The organism is Pseudoalteromonas sp. S1610, from assembly GCF_005887465.1.
Classification (GTDB): Bacteria; Pseudomonadota; Gammaproteobacteria; order Enterobacterales; family Alteromonadaceae; genus Pseudoalteromonas; species Pseudoalteromonas undina.
Window position 1 is genome coordinate 1 of record NZ_PNDI01000018.1, and the last position, 20,561, is coordinate 20,561.

The window sequence follows — 20,561 nt, forward strand, 5'->3', positions numbered from 1 at the left end:
TTAGCGGCTTTTTTATTGTTGACGTTATTTAGCTAAGGCGACTACTTTTGCCAAATGAATCACTAAGCATTGGGAGCTAATATAGATAAACCAATTTATATAGCGCACCTGAGGATAAAAACCTTGCCCTTGGTTACCATAAATCCAAAAAGCACCAATAATGGCATCGGCCAATGCAGCTAGTAAAAGCCCTAAGCTCACCCACATTATTGGTTTGGGCGCATGAAACCCACCATAAGCAATAACCAACATAAGGCCCATAAGCGCCACGGCAGTTACCACCACACTATAAACGCCGGTCATAGCTAAAATAGGTATACCAGCGCCATCAAGATACATAGAAGCGAGTGACGTAGCACTTATCACCAGTACAACAACCATAAAAAGTATGCTTTTTAATTGCGATATAGCTTGCTGCCTTTTATAGGCCAACACACAGGCTAAAAATAAAAGGCTGTAGCCAGGTGCAAAAAATAAAATTGAATCAATTAAGTAGTCATGCTTTATTAACGTTGCATAGCGATGATAGTGCTGGGATAGGTTAAAGTTAATCACATCCCCTACTGTGCACAGCATTAAAGCTGCGCTACATAGAACCGCTATAAAGCGTAACTGCTTATCTTTAAACTGATGAAATACCCAAGCAGAAATTGCCACACTATTAAACATCAGCAAACACAGCGAGCTCACTGTTAAGAACAATAAAATTTCTTTATTGTTAGGTGTAAAAAGTCCTATGAACATCACAACCAAAGCGCATAGCCAAGCAATAAAAGAAATAACTTGATGAGGGTGTTTTATAGTTATGTAATTGATTGCACTATCCAAGTTTGAAATTCATAAATTTAATTTAGCAAATTATTATCGCTTAGGGTTTATTTTTTTTATGCCCCGTTTGCATTTCTTTTTGTGTTTTTAGCCGACATTGTGCCAACTGCTCAAGTCGAATAGCTTTAATTGCCGCCAAGGGGTCATCAGCACTAAGTCCACCAGCATCATAGGTGTTTTGTTGATTTATTACTTTATTATCATCTTGTTTAGTATACATATTATTCTCACTTGGGACCGTTTATCGATTTTAGCCACGGTACATCGAATAAAAAAGTGCTGAAACACTGTACGATTTAGTTGAAAAATACCTGACACTCTATATATTAGTAGTTACTAATATTAAAGGGCCTATTATGCGCATTATTTTACTTTTTTCCAGTTTATTTATTTCATCCGCTGCTTTTGCTAACAATGTTGACGATGCGCGCAAAACTATTAAGGCATTTTCAACTGATTTAAAACAGATACTGGTTAGCACCATGCAACAAAATGGACCTATAGCAGCGATTAGTGTATGTAATACAGCCGCACCCGCTATCACTTCACAACACAGCAATAGTGCATGGCAAATTAGCCGCAGTGCGTTAAAAACACGTAACCCAGATAATCAACCCGATGAATGGTTAAGAAATGTTTTATTAAACTTTGAACAACGTAAGCTCAATGGCGAGCCTATAGCAAAAATAGAACACCAAACACAAAGGTCAGATGGCTGGTATTTTATAAAAGCGATCCCCACTCAAAAGGCGTGTTTAGCATGTCATGGCAGTCACATTGCACCTGAAGTTGCTAAAAAAATAGCCGCTTTGTACCCTAGCGATCAAGCAACAAATTTCAAACAGGGTGATATTCGTGGTGCCTTTATCGTTAAAAAGCCGATTAAAAAGCACCAACAGTAATTACGTCATTGAGCATTCGCTGCGTTTCGTTTTCTGTGGGCAACATATAAAGTATACGGCAACATTACGAGCTGATTTAATATGATAGCTAATATCAGCGCAAACAATAATGCACTGGTGGTTAAAGGGATCCCTAACTTAAAGTTATCAAGTGTATTTTGTAATCTTTCGAAACGATCAGGGGAGAATATATACAGCAATTTTTGCACTAAATTACCTTGCTCAAATAGCTTCATACCTTGATTTAAGTCTGCGAATAGCATCAAGGTTTGCTGTTTTTGTTCTGCATCGGCTCTGACACTCGGTTCCGTGTTTTCTAAATGACGGTTTATCATTGCTTGTGTGCTAGAAAATTTATATTGCTTTGCTGTATCTGCATAGCCATCAACTTGCCACTTGGTCGCATGATACAAGCCCGCTAAATGTTGTTGGTAATGATCACTTAGCTGCGGTAGTTGCAATGCAATAATAAAAGCGCAAGCAAATATTAATTTATCGAACATGTTAACGATCATCATAATCCTTTGTGCTGCTCTAATTTAAACAGATAGATGGTGTTACTATGCTATACCATTTACTTAGCTAAGTGACTTACTTTTTATGTAGATAAATTTTATCGAGAAAAAGGTAAACAGTCTTTCAGACTCGTAAAAAATAATCCTTAACGTGATAAATGTTAGTATAAGTATGATTTAAATAGCAAAGCGCTAAGTTTTTATTGATCACCTGAATGTTTACCTGTTGCTAAAATAGCAACATTTCTGTAGATAAAACCCCGTGAATAGCTGAAATACTTACTAGAACGAGCATAAAGTATTAATACCTAATTCTAAATGCCCTCTTTAATACTAGTGATTTTTACACTATATTAAAAGATAATTAAGCGTCTGTTAATATTGAGAAAGAGTTTGTGGAAGCGAATAAAAATAATACCACTGTTGAAGAGAAAGCAACTGAAGATCAAAAAAAGTTTTTCCTCGATTTACTTCCAGGGAAATTAATTGATATACAATTTAACAACCCTATTCAGGTTCGCTTTAAACTCACTTTAATCGGCTACGACACCGGTAAATATTTAATATTAAAATACCCTGCTCAAGCAGGTAAAAACGACTACAGCGATATTTTAGTTGAAGGTAATGGCGCCATTGTTCGTTATATCATCGAAGATGAGCGCGGTGAATGTGTGGCTTTTTCTACCAGTATATTAGCGATTTCATTTCGCCCTGAACGGTTAATTTATCTAGCGTACCCTAAAAAAATCGAAAGCCGTCAATTACGTGAAACTAGCAGGCTACCGACTCATATTCCAGCTAAAATAAGTTTACACAAAGGTGATATAGACGCCGATAGTAAGAGCTTATTGCATGGGTTAATCATTGATATTTCACCTAGTGGCTGCCGTTTTGCGATACATGTAAGCTCTGGATTTGTAGCGCTAAAAAAACGCCAAGTATTTGTGCATATTTTGTCACCGATAGACAATAAGTCTGTCATAGTCACGTCCTATATCAGAAATAATCAAATGAAGGGGAATCGCCTTAGTGTTGGTATCGAGTTCGATGCATCAGAGCAAACTAAGCTAAATGAGCTACTCGAAGCGTATTCAATTGATATAGACTAGAAAAATCACAAACGAATTAAGGCTAACACCTTATGGTTAGCCTTGCTAACAGCAGTTCTATTACTCTAACGGTTTTAAAAATCTCTCTGTTCTAGGTAAATAATAGTTATCGTAATCAAGCGATACAATCACACGCTCGGCTTTACCTAGTAATTCATCACGTGGGATAAGCCCTATTACTCTAGAATCTGCACTATTATCACGGTTATCACCCATGGCTAAATAGTAGTGTTCAGGAATTGTTATTTCATCAAAGCTCGATAAACGTGATGGTGTATTACTAACGCGGATTGAATGCTTATAACCATTTAAGTTTTCTATTTTATCTGAAGCAGTCGTATTACTTTGCAAATGTGTGTAATTAAGCTTTTCGCCGTTGATTATGAGTTCATTATTTTCAAGTACAATAGTATCTCCAGGTACACCTATTACTCGCTTGATCAAGCGGTTATCCGCTACTTTCGAGTCAAATACAATAATATCGCCAGTTTGTGGGTCCCCCATTCTCAACAGGGATACATGCGTAAATGGTATACGTAAATCATACGCCATTTTATCGGTAAGGATTCGATCGCCTTCTTCAATAGTCGGTTTCATTGAACCTGTTGGTACTTCATACCAATCGGCGACGGCACTTCTAAACACACTCATTAAAATAATGAATACAATTAAAGAACGATTATTTTTCCAAAATTTATAAAGTCGCTTCATGTTTTGTCTCTGCTATGGGTTAAGTATTTATTTGACTGTATAAACGCAGAGCCGTTCAAAAGAGTGTGTAACAAAACATGTTTAATGATAGAGACATGTATAAAACATGTCTCTAAAGATGGTTTACTGCTGATTTAACTTGTCTTTCGCTTCTTGTACTTTTGCAAAATCAAGGCCTAATTCATCAGTGGCTTCTTTAATCAAATGCGGTTGAGTCATCACCACAGCCATTAGTTGCTGAAGCTTTTCAGGTGGTATACCCAGCTCTTGCACTAATGCCATGGCCATCATTGGGTTTTGGGTAAATGCTTCAAACAACGCAGCTACTTTTTCATCACTAACGTTGTGCTCTTTTAATATTGCAATAATTGGATTCATTATTTGCCTTAATATTTTATAGTGTTCACTAAATTATATGGGCGCACAGCCTAATTAACAATATTAATCCCGCTGTGCTTGCTTATATCATTCAACCAGTAGCACAACTTTACCGGAATTCTCGTTGCGCTCTAAAATATCATGAGCCTCACTGGCTTGCTTCCATGACATGGTTTTATAAATATTAAAGTCATAGTTCTGATTGGCAATATCATCGTAAAAACGCGAGACAAAGGCATCTCTCAGAGCTCGTTTAAACTCAATACTGCGATTACGTAGTGTTGATGCATGAAACGAAATCCGCTTTTGTAATAAACGTGCAAAGTCTACTTCTGCAAAGCGCCCGTCTAAAAATGCCAGCATAATAATCTGACAATCCATTGAGGCCACCATGGCATTTTTATTTAAATAGCTACCAGAAACAGGGTCAACAATTGCGTTTGCAGTGAGCTTATGTGATTTCATATACTCAACAAAATCAGTGGTTTTATAATTAATTACGTGGTCAGCACCCAACCTTTTAGCATGTTCACACTTTTCATCCGAACCCGCGGTAATCACTACTTGTGCACCAGCACTTTTTGCCATCTGAATAGCCGCACCACCAACACCACTGGCACCGGCATGAATAAGCGCCGTTTGCCCTGATTGTAACTTGCCTAATTCAAATAGCGCACCAAAGGCTGTTAAATACACTTCGCTTATAGCAGCACCTTGCGCCATAGAGATATGATCAGGCAATATCATTAACTGCTGCGCATCTACTGCGACGTATTCACTGTAAGCGCCACCAGCACATAAAGTAAAAATACGCTTACCGAGCCATTTAGGGTCTACCTCACTGCCAAGCTCACACACGGTGCCTGCACACTCAAGTCCTAAAATAGGGCTATCTCCTTCAGGAGCAGGATACTTACCTTGACGCTGCATACAATCAGCGCGGTTAACCCCAATCGCTGCCACTTTTACTAGCACTTCATTGTTATTAACCTTTGGTTTATCGGTTTTCGAAAACGCTAACTGCTGCTCATGATGTGAAATGTACTGCATAAGTCTCCTTGTATTGGGTTTATTTGATTTTTCGCCACACTTCGGCTTCAACTAGCTGGCCATTTTCTGTAAGAGAATGATGCCACAAATTCCCTTCAACTTTATAATCAAAAGCCATGGTTTTACCCATCAATGATGCAATATTGCCATACTCAAAGGTTTCAATAAATTGCCCATCGGTTAACTGGTACTGGCCACCACCAGCATAACTAAATTGGCCATTTTTTTCTGTGATATAGCTAAAGTGTGTTGCTGTTACTAATTTGATTGAAGTTATCTCTGGGGCTTTAGCGCTAACAAACCCATCTTCTACCGCGTATTTTCCTTGAACAAACTCCCACGTACCTAATAGGGGATTGGCAAATACAGAGTATGGCAATAAAAGTAAGCAAGCGAATATAGTAAATTTCATCATAATCCTTATCGTGTTAACTGTGCCTGAAGAAACCAATTCAGCGTTAATTTACTGACATAGTATTAAAACGCCAACTTTGCTTATAAGGGTAAACATCCGGAAGCTGGCCTTGCTCAATTCCTTGCTGGATCATTTGCCAGTACTTTGCCGTAAATAAATCACTATGGTAATGATTAAAGTGGTTAAACGCACTATTACTGGCACTAAAAAACACTTTAAATTGACTGGGAAATATATCATTTTGGTCAATATCAAAATAGCTGTGTGAGCTTAATTCTTCTAACGCGTTTTGTGTATTTGGCACGTCTCTAAAATTGCAATCGGTGAGAGGGCAAATTTCATCATAATCATAAAATACTATTCGCCCCCAGCGTGTGACGCCGAAGTTTTTCATCAGCATGTCACCAGCAAAAATATTGGCGCTGGCAAGCTCTTTTATCGCTTTACCATAATCAAGCATCACTTGCTGAAGTGATTTACTATTGCATTGATTGATATACAGGTTGAGCGGTGTCATTTTTCGCTCAACGTAAACATGCTTTAGTATTAAGGCTTTGCCGGAAATGACTAAGCTATCGCCAATGTGTTTTTTCATTTGTTTTAGCAGTTCATCACTAAAACGGCTTAAGTCAAATGCAAGGTATCTAAACTCATGAGTATCAACTAATCGCCCTACTCTGTCGGCTTGTTTTACAAAGTTATATTTATCTTTTACTTGTTGTTTAGTTGCTGTTTTTGGAGCACTAAACTTATCTTTTATCACCTTGTAAACATAATTTAGGCCATCAATAGTAAAAACTAGCATCACCATACCCGGAGTCCCTGGCGCTAGATGATACGTGAATTCTTCGGGACTACTTTTAGTCGTATCTACTTTATAACGATAAAACTCGGTTTTTGCATGTTTAATAAAACCAATCGCATTAAATAATTCAAACCGTTGTTTGTGAGGCATTAACACACTGAGGTAGTCAACATAACGGGCAGGTTGGTCGGTATCTACCATAAAATAGGTACGTGCGAAGCCAAATAATAAACTAAGTTGATCAGCCCCCATCATTACAGCATCAATTGTAAGTCCTTCGGGGGTATTTAAAATAGCAATTGCAAAGGGCATGTTATCTCCATTTTTGGCAATACATCGCCCTATGACATAACAGGCCTTATTACGATAAAAATGCGAATTAGCGTATTCAATATAACCGTCATTTAAGTTTATTAATTCGTATACTTGTCGACATTGCTGCTGAGCACCTTGCGTTAACGTTGCTTGTAACTTAGTTAAATCACTACTTAAATCTTTAAAGGGGACTCTAAACACTTGCTCATTTAATAAGGCTTTAATTGCCTGATCAAACCCTTCTTTTAAGGAGATACGACTTACAAGTCCTTCATAGGAACGCGGCTGTCCTCGGTATTTTGCTTTTAATACAAATAAGTGAACTGTGCGAATTTTTTTATCATCCCAAATAGCGCCAAAAGTAGAATTAAAAAATGTATGCGCAATGGGCTGGTTTTCATGCTCTTTTACCATCTCACCATAAATATTTTTTGCCCGCTGCCATGTTTGAGGGCAATCCAATTCATCATAAGCAATCACTCTAACGGCTTCACTTACTTTCTTTACTAAGCGCTCATACACTTGTAAGCGCTCTCGCATTGCTGCTTGCACCTCATGATACTGGCGTTGTTCAAAGCGACTTTGTGCCCCTAAGGTGATATTTAAAAATTGTGCAAACATAGCCTCAAAGCCTGCAAATATCGCTCGGGCTAACTTAGTGGCGACCACGGTTTGTACCGGATTATGTTGAGAGGTTAATGACGTGCTTGGCATGATTTAGGCGCTTCTATTTTTAGCAATTATGCTGATTATTTTTTATTAGAGGTTTACACCTTAGCAAGCACACTTTAATTTAGGTAATTAATACAGCAAATAAATAAAATTGATCATATGAATATAAGAAATGTCGACCTCAATTTACTCGTCTATTTAAATGTATTAATAGATGAAAAAAGCGTATCAAAAGCAGCTAATAAGCTTGCTTTAACTCAACCAGCGATGAGTAATGCGTTAAAACGTTTAAGAGATTTATTTGATGATCCTTTGCTGGTACGAGCTGCGGGCTCTATGACTCCCACAGCCAAAGCACTGTCGCTCAAACCTGAAATTGAAGCGCTGCTTAAAATGGCAGAGGAGATCACTCAACCAAGCGAGCAATTTAACCCAGCAACTGCGCAAGTTACATTTCGTATTATGGCAAACGATTATTTAGAATCGACTCTAATTGCCCCCTTTATTTGCGAGCAACTAGCTAAAAACCCGGGCATTGACTTTGATGTGCTCAGTCCCAGTGATGTAAATTTACAAGATATGGAAAAAGGCACTATCGATTTGGCAATAAATCGTTTTAATGGTCTGCCGCGCTCTTTTCATCAAGCGACTGTATGGCGAGATAATTATTGTTGTTTAACCCACCCAAAAAATGATTTTTTAACGCATCCTAACTTAAATCAATACCTACAAAGCGAACATATATGGGTTAACCGCGCAGGCTGGGGGCCAGAGCCCGCAGTGACCAATAAGTCAGGAAAACAAAAATTAGGCTGGGTAGATGAAGCTTTGTGGCAATTAGAACAAACCCGTAAAATACGCGTATTTACTCGCCATTACATGATTGCCAGCTTACTGTGTCAATCTGAGCAACTCATAGCTACGCTGCCGCGTCGTCAAGCAAAGCTATTAACCAGTCATACTAATTTAGTGATTAGCCCAGTACCATTTCAAGTCGTCCCTATAGAAGTAAAAATGATTTGGAGCCCGTTATTACACCACACACCAGCGCATCAATGGCTTAGACGTGAGTTATTAGCGTTCGCAAATACAGTGGTTGATAGGTAACACATTAAAATATTGATTAAATCAATATCAATTATTGAAAACAACAATTTCATTAATATTACACTTAGCGCTACAGTGAAGTTAAGCCAACAAATTAAGAGTAATAATTATGCAAACATCAGCAAGCTTCACACAACAAGACGGGTTATTCATTGATGCAAATTTACATCACTTCATTGAACAACAATTATGCCCAAATACGCCGCTTGAGACGGGTCACGTTTACCAGTCACTTGCCACATTAGTTGATGAATTCGGCTGTAAATGTCGTAAAAATAAACATCAAGAAAACGATACTCTTGACGTAAACACTTTATTAAGTGCCTATCAACGTAAAAGCCACCCTCATTGCCATGTTGATGCACAAACAACCGAAGCTGTATTAGATGAATACTGCTGTCAAGTACCTGCCGTTATTGTAGTTGCGTTAATGGACACGCTCAGTGGCACTGTATGTGACGAGCCAAGTGCACATGAGCTTTATCACAGAGCAGCAGAGCTAACAGAGCGTCCATGTGTTCATCGTCAAGCAGCCACTAATGCTTCAGCAGCTTAACAATGCAGTCGTTTAAAAGTGCTCGATAACCTTACTAGCAAATTGTTTGCAGCTTAAGGTTGTCGAGTTATGATTTGAATGAGCCAAATCAAAAGTTACCTGCCCACTGGCAAATGTAGTTTCTAAGGCGTTTTCGATTAAACATGCCGCTTCAACCCATCCCATATACTTAAGCATTAACACTGCACTTAATATGCTACTGCTCGGGTTTGCCTTATCTTGACCAGCTATTCGCTCGAACGTGCCATGTGTCGGCTCAAAAAAAGCTACCTCAGTATTTAAATTGGCGGCAGGCATAATCCCTACCCCCCCAACCTGTGCACTGAGCATATCGGCTAAAAAGTCACCATTTTGATTTGTAGTAGCCACCACATCAAATTGCGCAGGATCCATCAAGCATTGCTGCAACATATTATCGGCAATCACTTCTTTAATAATCAAGGGGGGTAAATTGGTTCGTTGTATTTCAAGCCAACGCCCATTTTCATGTTCTTTGGCATTATATTCTTGTTTTGCAAGCGCAAAGCCCCAGCGTTTAAACGCCCCATCGGTAAATTTAAGAACATTACCTTTGTGCACTAACGTAAGTGACTCTCTCTCATTTTTAAGGGAATAATTAATGGCAAAGCGTATTAATCGCTCTGACCCTTCTTTAGATATATTTTTAATCCCTATACCACACTCTTGAGCGAAACGAAGACGGGTTACGCCCATTTCTTCACACAAAAAATCGAGCATTTTTTCACTTTCAACACTCCCCGCCTGCCATTCAATTCCTGAATAAACATCTTCACTACTATCGCGCAACACGGTAATGTTAGTGGTAAAGGGGTTTTTTAATGGCGAGGGTAAAGCACTAAAGCCTTTTATAGTACGCATATTAACAAATAAATCCATTTCATGGCGAAGCGCAACATTAAGAGAGCGAAAGCCACCGCCTAAAGGTGTGGTTAGCGGCCCTTTTATAGCAATTTTGCATTCACGTACCGCATTAATGGTTTCTTGAGGGAACCAGTCGCCATCATAAAGCTTAGCCGCTTGTTCACCATTATACACCTGCATCCAATGTATCTTACGTTCCTTGCCATAACAATGTTCTATGGCAGCATCCACTACTTGACGCATTACTGGCATCACATCTAAGCCAACACCATCACCGTCAATATAGGCAATAATAGGTTGTTCGGGTATATGCCACTGTCCTTGATCATCAATGTGAATATTTTCGCCATTGTCTGGCACCTTAATATGTTGATACTGCATACGTCCTCCTACAAGAGAATATATTTAAGCATGCATAACCCTACTTGTCTTCATAACAAAGCGTATAGCGGTTATTCAACAATAAAATGTAAAGTTTAAGGTGCTTTTTGAACGGTTAAAATAACGTCAATAGCATTGAGTAGAGCCTCAACTTGTTGTATGTCGAAAGCGTCAGGTGAAGACTTTAAGTTTGTTTCAAAATCAACAGCCTGTTTATACAACGCTTTGCATTCAAACATTCCAGCCGTTCCTTTGATCATATGCACGCTGCGTGCAAAACCCGTTATATCACCCTGCTTAAATTGAGACACTAACGTGTCTTTTTGTTTATTTAACCCTTTAATGTATTCCTGCTTGAGTAGTGCAAACTCCTCATCGGGTAGCTTAATGTTCTCGCATATATCAATATCAAGATAACTTGCAATTTTACTACTAAAACAGCTTCTATCTATAGGTTTGGCAATATGATCAGTAAAACCTTGTTTTAAATAGCGATCAATTTCATGCTTCATCGTGTTAGCAGTGAGCGCCACAATGGGTGTTGTTACCCCTGTTGCTTGTATAATCTTAATTGCTTGCTCACCATCCATAATTGGCATTTGAATATCTAATAAAATTAAGTCGAAGCTTTCATCCATCGCTGCTTGCGCTGCATCTCGACCATTTTCAACAGCGACAACGGTTAACCCCATCCGCTCTAAAATTCGCTTAATAAGCTGACGATTTTCTGGATGGTCTTCAGCCACAAGTACTCTACCCACTAAATTTCGCTGACTATTATTTAAAAATAGCTCTTTGGTTTGTGGTTTACGTATATCGTCAAATGCGTTAACCCATTGCGTATGTTCAGTTGTATTTAACTCCATAGTAAAGCAAAACTCGCTACCCCTACCTACCACAGAAAATACAGTAATATCGCCATTTAGTTTATTTGCTAAGCTTTTTGATATATTTAAGCCAAGTCCAGTACCACCGTATTTACGAGAAATTGACGAGTCAGCTTGGTGAAAGGGAGTAAATAGGTCTTTTTGCTCGCTTTCGGTCATACCAATACCGGTGTCTTCAACTTTAATTATTAGTTGCTTTTGATTGCAACTCACCGTCAGCATTATGTAGCCCTGGGTAGTAAATTTAAGTGCATTGGTTGCTAAATTTAATAATATTTGCCTAAGTCGAGTTGGATCTGAGACTATCCAATCTGGTAATGGAAATTGATAATCAACTTTGAATTTTAAGCCTTTATCGCGGATTTGCTTTCCTAGTAATGATTCAATTTCAGCAATAGTGGCAAACAAATCCGTTTCAACTAATTCTATCTCTAAACGGTTAGCCTCAATTTTCGACATATCTAAAATATCGTTAATTAGCCCAAGTACATGACGACTGTTTTGCAAAATCACCCTGATCCCATGATTTCTTTCATGGGGCTGTATATCACCTAAAATTATCCCATCAGCATAACCAATAATGGATGTCATTGGGGTGCGGATCTCATGGCTCATGTTAGCTAAAAATCGACTTTTAGCTTCACTTGCATCACGAAGCTCCTCCGCCAATTGTTGTAACTCTTGGGTGCGCAGCTTAACCTTGTGTTCCAAATTTTTAGTCAATTCAACATTCTGATGATGCAAAATACTGAATTTATTTGCGACAGCAAAAGCAAGTAATACCGCATCGAGCGCTGTGCCAATAAGCCCAAGTAAATAGAGATCCATTTTTATTGGCTCAATAATTCCTAGATTAGTTAAATTGCCAACCATATTAGGAATGGCCATAGCCAAATAGGCGAGAACAAAATAGCGAGCCGGCTTAAAGCCACTGATCCAGCTTCGTATACCAACAACCATACCTAAAGATAAAGTTGCCCCTGTCACTAAAGTGGCCCAAATAAAGCCAAAACCAGGCCAAACCATTGCAAAAGGTGCGCCTGCGGTGGCAACAATGCCTAAGTAGATTGATAATCGAGATAACTTAGGAGACGTGTCTTTTAATTTAAGTAAGCTGTTAAAAAATAAAATATTTGTGATGGGAATTAAAGTAAAACCTAACCAATGAAAATGGGCATTGTAAAAACCAAAAATTTGATCCGGTATATGAAAAAACTGACTCCAAGCCAACACCCAGCATGCTGTGAACATGGCGTAGTACAAATGGGTTTTATCTCTATCCCCCAAGTAAATAAGAAAATTGTATAAACCTAACGCAATACCAACCCCAAAGCACAGCAACATAATCATGTTGTCTGAGGTTTTTCTTACAAAAAAATCGTCATAAGATGAAAGCACTAATTTTGGTGGAGTATAAAAATATTCACTTTGAAATTTTGCAATTAATACGTAAGAACGATTAGGCGCCAGCTTAACTTTATTCCCATAATGAAATGCAAACTCATTTGGGTAAAGCCCCCCAGTGACATACTGCTTTATTGGTTCATCAAAGTTCGATATATCATAAATCCGGGTTTCGATTTTTGAAAGTAACGTGTTATACGGATAGAGCACCAGTTCATCTAAGTCTGTTTTATTTTCAAGTGCTATGACAAACCAAAAACTACCACCAAAAAACGATGTTCTTGATTGTGGTTGTTTATCTTCAAGCCACATTTCTATTTCACTGTGGTTACGGGGAAAAGTACCACTCGTTACCTGAAATACATGACCCTGACCGAGCAAATCAGTATCTTGTTGTTTTAAAGTATAAACAATAGGAGCGAGTGTATCTGCCGGCGCTAAATTGCTAAAGCACAAAAATACACAATATAAAAATAGCTTTAGAACTGCCTTCATTGGCATACTTCGCACCTTAATTTAAAGACTAAAATTAAAACTGATAACTAACATCTAAACCAAAACGCCTGCCTTCACCTTTAAAGTCTTCAAGCATGCCAAGGAAAGAGCTTAAATCAAATTTTAAGTGACTATATTGCGTACCAAAGAGGTTTTTCCCCCAAATAGCAATCGCCCAGTTATCATGTTGATAATGTATGTTTGCATTAAAAATACTATAGCCATCTTGCATCGCATAAGGGTTTTGATTCTGATCAAAATAGTAGTCGGATTGATAATCAACTAATAATTGCGTTGTTAGTGGGTGATTAGCCAGCACGTGCGTGTATTCAATGCCTGCACTGAGGTTCCATTTTGAGGTAAACGGCAAACGATTATCTGTTAATGCGTTACCTAAAGGATCAACATATTCTTCAAACTCTGCATGGGGTATATAACCCATAGCAAACTTAACATTCAAATCATCGGTCAGCCAATACTCAAAATCAGCCTCTAGGCCATATATAATCGAATCAGCCACATTTTCTAACAATTGAATAGGCGGGCTCTGATCAGATACTGAAGGCTGATTCATAAACACCTGTTGGTCATTATAATCATAATAAAATGCAGCCCAATTAAATCGCATCCCCAACTGTGGCCACCAAGACTTTGAGCCAATTTCATGTGAGTTCAATCGTTCTTTTTGATAATCAGCAAGCTGTGCTTGTTCAACCGATGATAAAAACCCACCGTTATAGCCTCCGCTTTTTGCGCCATTAGCAAATCGATAATAGGCATAGGTTGCATCATCCAGCTTAACGTTCACAGCCAACTGACCAGAAATGCCATTATCTGATTGCTCTCCCTGAACACGATAAAATGGCACCTTAACTCCGGTTAAATTGTTAGGGCCTAAAATAATATTAAGCTGGGATGTTGAGTCGTAATCTAAAGACTCATAAGAATAACGAAGCCCAGCGGTAATTAGCCAATCTTGGTTTAATTGATAGTCAAGTTGGGTAAACGCTGCAATGCTCTTTGTTTTTATCCTATTATCATAGAAAAAAGTAGCGGTTAAATCTGTCTCTAAAATGCCTCGATAATCTCGCAAAATATCATTTACATTGTCTTGAATAATAGACTCATCAGCATAATAAATTCCCGTTGTAAGAAAATGCTCTGCGAGCTGAGATTGCAACCGAAACTCTTGCGTTACTAAATCAGTATTTAAACCTAAATTGCCTTCACATAACCGTGCTGGAGAGCCATCACAATTAAAGGCATGATCACGCTTTAACTTGTTATAGCTAGTTAGTGAAATAAGCTCATTGTGTGTATCCAATTGCCAATTAACATGGGCACTACCCCCCTTACCATCGGTTTTATGTGGCGAATTATTATTAACGCTTACTGTATAAAAATCATCACTGCCATCATTAAATCCAAAGTTATCAAAACAGTTGGTTGAACCTGCTTGTGCTGGCGAGCATCGCTCTCCTGTTAATGGGTTTGCAATAACCCCAATACTGCCAACAGGCTGAACTATGCCATCCCAATCGGAAATATGCCCTTTTATCAACAACTGCACAGTGTCAAAGTCAGCTAAAAAGGACACTCGGCCATTTGTTTGCCGCATGCCCGCTGTTGGTGAATCAGCGAAAATATTGTTTGTAGAATAATCATAATTTTGATGGTTTAGCGCAACACGAACGGCTGTGTTGTCTCCAATAGCTGAATTAAACATAGCATCTACACTGGTCGCGTTGTTATTAGCAATACCAGCACTTAAATAACCACTTTGTTCAAACTCAGGGCGTTTAGAGCGGATTAAAATAGCCCCGCCAGTAGAGTTACGACCAAATAAAGTTCCTTGAGGGCCACGCAAAATATCAATTTGCTCGATATCAAATAAGTTTACAATTTGGTTACTGGCAGAGCCCACAGCTATATCATCCACATACATCGCTACCGGCGATGTATTAGCGGTGTTATAATCAACTAGCCCTACGCCACGAATATTAACTGCTGGTGGTGTGCCTTCCGCTGCGTTTTGACTAATTTTTAAATTTGGGGCAAATACAGATAACTCTGTTGAGTCTTTAACCTGTTGCGCTTTGAGATCATCCCCTTTTATTGTGCTTACAGAAATGCCGACTTCTTCAATTTTTTGCGCTCTTTTTTGCGCATAAACCTCAATGATTTCCATGTTCGGTTGGTCATCACTTTTACCCTCTACCACTACTTTCGCCTGCAGTGGCAGTAAAAAGCCTGGTAAGCATACCAACCATATATTTTTATTGAGAAGCTTGCCTTTATTTTTCATTTCACGTGACCTTTGCGCTAAATAAATGTAAACAACATGTTTAACTATATACTAATCAACCGATTAAAGCTGTGCTGGAAGAGTATTTTAATTTTTGATAACTGCAAATGCATTTTCGCCACTAATATGTTGTGGGTAACCCACCATTGCTCTGGCTGTTTGCATACCTGCCATAACAGCCGCTTCAACACAACCGGCATTAACACCCGTTTTAATCCAGTCACCGGTAATAAAAAGGTTTGTAAATTTTGTTTCATCTGTCGCCAGTCGATACATACTTGAACCAGCAACTGACAAAACATAACGCTCACTTGGGTCAACGTTTACTCGCCAGTATTGAGCATTTAATCGTTCATCCCCTGATGACGATATTTCATATAATACAGACCAGTCGAACTCATTATTTTGATATGCAAGCGGCCATAAGGACTGCATGTTTTTTTCTAGTATTGCTTCTAGATTTACCTTTACTTGCGATTTAGCCTGTAGAGGAAATTGATGTTCACTTTTTGGTGGATAGTACTCACAAGGAAAAACACTGCAAAAATAAGCAATGTTTTTAGGAGGGCAATCAGTAGGCCACTGCTCTTTGTCGACTAAATTCATCATTGCCGCCCACGTATCAAATGGTTCGCTAAAGCCACTTAGAATTGGGCCTTCTTTACTCTTTGGAATATATTGCCAGCCTAATTGCTCGTCTGTTTTATTAAGCCATAGTTGAGCAGCTTGGGTTGCCACCGTTTTGACTTGCTTTGCTTGTGCTGCAAATTTTGTATCCCATGCTAGTAACGAAGAGCATACATGCTCAAGTGACGCCACAGATACACCCAACACAATTCTGTCAAAATCTTCTTTGTAGTTTAATTTTTTTATTGGCAGTGGCTGCCCAAAATGGTTTTCGTATTGAGACGGCCAGTCTGACCAAAAAGATTCTAAATTAATATCATGCTGCTTTAATAGTGCGGCTTGTTCACTATTAATTTGCGCATAAAGTGGTTCACTTGGCCAACAAGGTAGTTTTTTAACATTAACCAGTGGTTGATACTCTGCGTCTGCGAGCAAAGAAACTTGTTGCTGAAGTTCAACGGTCTCGACAAAACTCTCTCCTTGCTCACTTAGGCTGGGAGTCAGGTTTTGCAATTGATGAAAATACTCAAACTTAACCCCTCTTTTTTTTAGTAGTTCGTATAAGGGAGCAAAGATGACATCGCCCATCCCCGCTTGCATTTTCCACATGACCCCTCCGCGGTAACACAGCGCGATGCGTAACATAGCCAGTGATGCGACACCAGCCTCAACATTGGGCTTACTTAGGTCACCCGCTGGGTACGCAAACACCAAATCATAAAACCCTCGTATAGGCGCCGAATTAGCACTGTATTGCTCATTTGCCCCATTTCTTATAAGCCATTGCCTAAAATCAAATTTATTTATAACCTCAAACCCTTCTCGATATACTTTGTCTTTTACCAAACCAACTAGCATTGCAATAGCAAGGTCTGCGCAAATATATAATCGTCTAAGCTGCGCATTATTGTCTAACAACTCAATCATTTCGCTATTAAGCCAGCGCTTTAGCTTTCTAACTATATACCAAATAACAAGGCCATCTTTTTTCTCATGTACTTGGGGGTTTAATGTATTGTCGGCGTGGGCAAACTTATTTAATGTATTGATTAATAAGCTTGGAGTAGAAGCAACTTCACTCGAATATTGTTTTATATCATCAGCAAAATCTTGCCAAGCATCTTCGGTATCATCAACCAAATCTGTTATTTGTTGGTGCAAGTGCCGTAATAAAGATTGATCTCGTGTTTTTTTTGTACTTAGCTGTATATTTTTATTAGCTTTTTTTGCTGCTGACTGTAAATCAAATATCCACTTTTTTAGCCAAGCTAGGGTCATTTTAATAAAATCCCATGGCGTTATATCTAAACTTCCATCAGCAGGATTCCCTGCAAGTAATGGGAAATCAATTGGCCATGTTTGCCATTGGTCATCAATATATTCTTCTAAGGCTATAAAGCTATGCGGTTTTAATGCTTGCTGCCATGTAGATAAAGGTGAATCGGCTGGCCGTTGTAATTTAGTGTAAACCGTTTCTATTGTTTTAAAGCTATTTACATAAGCACCAAACCAAACATGTAAGCCATGCTCTTCAATACGCTGCCCGCTAGCCGCATTTCGACCACTTGCTCCTTTACCACCCAAACGCCAGCCTTGTTGGTATACTGTGATAGTTCGATGCTGTTGCCAGTCAGGTTGCTCAGTTAGATACAGTGCAGCAGTCATAGCCGATACACCGCCACCAATTATCACGATTTTTTCTTGGTTCATGGTAAATCCTTCTAAGCAATTTAAATTTTATTTGCGGCTAACTGGTCGAAATCCATTTGCACATAAAAAGGTAAGTGCAGCGCTTGACTACCTAACTTTAGACCAAACATATCGGCAAGTGGAAAACTATCTAATTTATTAAGATGCAAAGTAAACTCAGGTTTCAAAAATTTAAAGCTATGTATTTTTTTAATCATTGAAGGTGAGTGCATTACGCTCTGGTATACCGCTGAATCGCCACTGCCATCAGGAAATTGTTTTAACAAAATTTGATCCATTTGTGGATTAACAAAGCCACTCAATAACTGCTTTAATAATGAAAAATCAATATCTAAATGTTTGCGAGAAAACAAATTTGCTACTTGATCGCCAAAGTCATCAATAATAGAGAAGAAATCGCTATCTTGGTGTTTAGAATTTATAGTAATTGAAAATAGCTCATGCATTTGTAGCTTTGATTCAGGGGAGAAATGTTCAAAGCATTCTAAAGATATTGAAAAATTCGATAGCTCAGATACACAGCTGGGCATGGTGTAGTCACACAAATACTTATTATAGCCCCATGTTTCGCGACCATTAATAAGTGCATAAATGTTGTTAACACAGATAAACGCTGGATACCAATATAAGTAGGTTATATCTTCATCCTCAACCTTAGCGACAGGCAACCAAATGATAATATCTGTTTCTTGCATCCAACCATGCTGATCGAATGGCGGGGTCATCGAGGCTATTTTTTCAATATCTGTAAATGTAATAAGTGCAAACTCGCCAAGTATTTTAAAATAAATATTACCCTCCTCCCCTATGTTTAACGTTGAATCAATATACTTTTGTGCTTTATTAGATTCTATTTCAGCAAAAAACCCATACATATTTGCATTGTGCATACGACAAGGCGGCTTTGCTATTGGATTAGATAAAAAATGTTGATATGGCGCAGATAGTGAGTTCATTTGACCCCCTCAGTTAAAAACTGAGTATAGTCAGATATATCCGGGTCTGTTGACCTTTACGAATTAATATTTATGGCTATATGTGAATTCCACTCAATTCAAAGTATTTTAATAAATTGCTTGCAAAGAGAAATATTGTGTCGTATTATTTCTGCCTGGCTATAAAAAGCCCTAGCGGTTAACCTCTTTACCCTGATCCAGTAAGCCCCGCAAAACGTATATTCAAAAGCTAAGTTATTGTACGGCGAGAACCCCTATTAATACCTTGATGATTTATTTTTAATATCATCGTAAAAGTGTCATAAAGATCGTCAACACTGTAATGAAGCTAAACACAATTAGATTATTTATCATCTGTAATGTGCTTTAAGAAAAAGCCCAGAATAAATAACAAAAATAAAGTGAGTTTTATTATGTCATACAAATATAACGGATCTATGATCCAAATAGCACATCCAGTGCAATCAATTTCGGTTAACAAACATCGTGTAATCTTCAGCGATACACAAGGTTTGAAAAATGCATTGTTTCAAAAAGCAAGTGATGCACGTCAATTTGTAAAATGGCTGAAAGCCAGTTAATTATTATTTATAAGTGTTTAACTTATAAATAAATTAATATGCCAGCTTTATGCTGGCATTTTACTTTTTGGTGTATTACTGACTACACTTAAATCCATGTTTATTTATTTGTTGTAGTGAAAATGCGGTTTTCGTGGATAATACTGTTCGTCTGTGTATTTTTAAGCACAAAGTGTGATGCCAGAACAATAAAATGGATAACGCATGACTTTGCGCCCTATTACATTTTAAGCGGTCCGGATAAATCTCAGGGCCGTGATGAAAGTATAATTTCGCTATTAGAGCAACAACTTCCGCATATTAACTTTGAACGTATCATTATTCCCTCTGGTAAAGTTATTCAGGAACTCGCTAACCTGCAATCAAATGCATGCGCATTATCACTTTATAAAAACAAATATCGAGAAGAACGTGTTTATTTCACGCATCAAAGCTCTACAGCTGGTCTTTCTCCATCTATAGCCATGCATCAAAAGCTGAGCATTGCGCTAGGTATTGAAAGTAGTAAATCAGTGTCGTTAACTAATTTATTAGTAAATAAAAAGCTCACCTTGGGTGTATCGATGAATCGCTCATACGGCAGTGAAATTGATAAAATAATTAATACCACACCTAATACAAATATTGTCATTAGACCTACTCGTGATACCCTCAGTACATTAACCTATATGCTTAACTTAGAGCGAATTGATATTTTATTAGGCTACCCCAGTGAGCATTATTATTTAGCAAAAACGATGGGGTTTAGTGACAATTTAACGCAGCGCATGCTGACTGAGGCACCAAAAATTAGTTACGGTTACATTGGCTGTACTAAAAACGAGCAAGGCGCAGAAGATATCGCCACACTCAATCAGCAACTCAAACTAATTAAGCAAACTGAAGACTATAAACAAGTATTAACTCGGTGGTTACCAAGTCACTTAAAATCAAAATTAGAAGCGCATTTACAATAAAAAAGCTAAGCGTG

19 protein-coding genes are annotated in these 20,561 nt (G+C 38.2%); 6 read left to right on the forward strand and 13 right to left on the reverse strand.

What is annotated here, in order from left to right; genetic code table 11:
* Positions 1-24: 24 nt before the first annotated feature.
* Together CWB77_RS08735 and CWB77_RS08740 are read right to left on the reverse strand one after the other, a co-directional pair.
* Entirely contained in the window at positions 25-702 is a 678-nt protein-coding gene (locus CWB77_RS08735; protein ID WP_248529051.1) for a hypothetical protein, read from the reverse strand.
* Positions 703-868: 166 nt separating this feature from the next.
* Positions 869-1,048 (reverse strand): hypothetical protein, encoded by a 180-nt coding sequence (locus tag CWB77_RS08740; RefSeq protein ID WP_138596139.1) that lies wholly within the window; start codon positions 1,046-1,048, stop codon positions 869-871.
* Between the two features lie 136 nt (positions 1,049-1,184).
* On the opposite strand from CWB77_RS08740, the gene CWB77_RS08745 reads away from it, so the two are divergent.
* Positions 1,185-1,730: a Tll0287-like domain-containing protein gene (locus CWB77_RS08745; RefSeq protein WP_138622365.1), complete on the forward strand. Its 546-nt coding sequence runs from the start codon at positions 1,185-1,187 to the stop codon at positions 1,728-1,730.
* Between the two features lie 5 nt (positions 1,731-1,735).
* Here the strand turns inward: CWB77_RS08745 and CWB77_RS08750 are convergent, their stop codons facing one another.
* Positions 1,736-2,245 (reverse strand): DUF2937 family protein, encoded by a 510-nt coding sequence (locus CWB77_RS08750; protein ID WP_010390194.1) that lies wholly within the window; start codon positions 2,243-2,245, stop codon positions 1,736-1,738.
* A 395-nt stretch (positions 2,246-2,640) separates the two neighbouring features.
* On the opposite strand from CWB77_RS08750, the gene CWB77_RS08755 reads away from it, so the two are divergent.
* Entirely contained in the window at positions 2,641-3,354 is a 714-nt protein-coding gene (locus tag CWB77_RS08755; RefSeq protein WP_010390195.1) for a flagellar brake domain-containing protein, read from the forward strand.
* A 60-nt stretch (positions 3,355-3,414) separates the two neighbouring features.
* On the opposite strand, the gene lepB is transcribed toward CWB77_RS08755, so the two are convergent.
* The 5 genes from lepB to aceK all read right to left on the reverse strand — a co-directional run bounded on the left by lepB (position 3,415) and on the right by aceK (position 7,742).
* Positions 3,415-4,065 carry a signal peptidase I gene (gene lepB, locus CWB77_RS08760; RefSeq protein ID WP_138622367.1) on the reverse strand — a complete coding sequence of 217 codons (651 nt, stop codon included), beginning with the start codon at positions 4,063-4,065 and terminating at the stop codon, positions 3,415-3,417.
* A gap of 123 nt (positions 4,066-4,188) precedes the next feature.
* Positions 4,189-4,443, reverse strand: a complete 255-nt coding sequence (locus CWB77_RS08765; protein ID WP_008113615.1) for a DUF2999 family protein — start codon at positions 4,441-4,443, stop codon at positions 4,189-4,191.
* A gap of 87 nt (positions 4,444-4,530) precedes the next feature.
* A complete protein-coding gene (locus CWB77_RS08770; RefSeq protein ID WP_138622369.1) occupies positions 4,531-5,493 on the reverse strand; it encodes a zinc-binding dehydrogenase in 963 nt (320 codons plus the stop codon).
* A gap of 19 nt (positions 5,494-5,512) precedes the next feature.
* Positions 5,513-5,905: a hypothetical protein gene (locus CWB77_RS08775; protein ID WP_171043263.1), complete on the reverse strand. Its 393-nt coding sequence runs from the start codon at positions 5,903-5,905 to the stop codon at positions 5,513-5,515.
* 46 nt (positions 5,906-5,951) lie between these two features.
* Entirely contained in the window at positions 5,952-7,742 is a 1,791-nt protein-coding gene (gene aceK / locus CWB77_RS08780; RefSeq protein ID WP_138622371.1) for a bifunctional isocitrate dehydrogenase kinase/phosphatase, read from the reverse strand.
* Positions 7,743-7,859: 117 nt separating this feature from the next.
* On the opposite strand from aceK, the gene CWB77_RS08785 reads away from it, so the two are divergent.
* Both CWB77_RS08785 and CWB77_RS08790 read left to right on the forward strand, forming a co-directional pair.
* Positions 7,860-8,807, forward strand: a complete 948-nt coding sequence (locus CWB77_RS08785) for a LysR family transcriptional regulator (RefSeq protein ID WP_138622373.1) — start codon at positions 7,860-7,862, stop codon at positions 8,805-8,807.
* 109 nt (positions 8,808-8,916) lie between these two features.
* Positions 8,917-9,363 carry a hypothetical protein gene (locus CWB77_RS08790; protein WP_138622375.1) on the forward strand — a complete coding sequence of 149 codons (447 nt, stop codon included), beginning with the start codon at positions 8,917-8,919 and terminating at the stop codon, positions 9,361-9,363.
* Between the two features lie 12 nt (positions 9,364-9,375).
* Here CWB77_RS08790 and icd read toward each other — a convergent pair whose 3' ends face one another.
* The 5 genes from icd to CWB77_RS08815 form a co-directional block, all read right to left on the reverse strand.
* On the reverse strand, positions 9,376-10,626 hold the full coding sequence (gene icd / locus CWB77_RS08795; protein ID WP_138622377.1) for an NADP-dependent isocitrate dehydrogenase: 1,251 nt from the start codon (positions 10,624-10,626) through the stop codon (positions 9,376-9,378).
* A 95-nt stretch (positions 10,627-10,721) separates the two neighbouring features.
* Entirely contained in the window at positions 10,722-13,418 is a 2,697-nt protein-coding gene (locus tag CWB77_RS08800; RefSeq protein ID WP_138622379.1) for a 7TM diverse intracellular signaling domain-containing protein, read from the reverse strand.
* A 28-nt stretch (positions 13,419-13,446) separates the two neighbouring features.
* Positions 13,447-15,717 (reverse strand): TonB-dependent receptor, encoded by a 2,271-nt coding sequence (locus tag CWB77_RS08805; protein WP_138622381.1) that lies wholly within the window; start codon positions 15,715-15,717, stop codon positions 13,447-13,449.
* A gap of 87 nt (positions 15,718-15,804) precedes the next feature.
* A complete protein-coding gene (locus CWB77_RS08810) occupies positions 15,805-18,054 on the reverse strand; it encodes an NAD(P)-binding protein (RefSeq protein WP_138622383.1) in 2,250 nt (749 codons plus the stop codon).
* A 20-nt stretch (positions 18,055-18,074) separates the two neighbouring features.
* Entirely contained in the window at positions 18,075-19,010 is a 936-nt protein-coding gene (locus CWB77_RS08815; RefSeq protein ID WP_138622385.1) for an acetoacetate decarboxylase family protein, read from the reverse strand.
* Between the two features lie 413 nt (positions 19,011-19,423).
* On the opposite strand from CWB77_RS08815, the gene CWB77_RS18415 reads away from it, so the two are divergent.
* Positions 19,424-19,591: a hypothetical protein gene (locus tag CWB77_RS18415; RefSeq protein WP_007375427.1), complete on the forward strand. Its 168-nt coding sequence runs from the start codon at positions 19,424-19,426 to the stop codon at positions 19,589-19,591.
* A gap of 122 nt (positions 19,592-19,713) precedes the next feature.
* Positions 19,714-20,547, forward strand: a complete 834-nt coding sequence (locus tag CWB77_RS08820) for a transporter substrate-binding domain-containing protein (RefSeq protein ID WP_138605991.1) — start codon at positions 19,714-19,716, stop codon at positions 20,545-20,547.
* Positions 20,548-20,561: the final 14 nt, after the last annotated feature.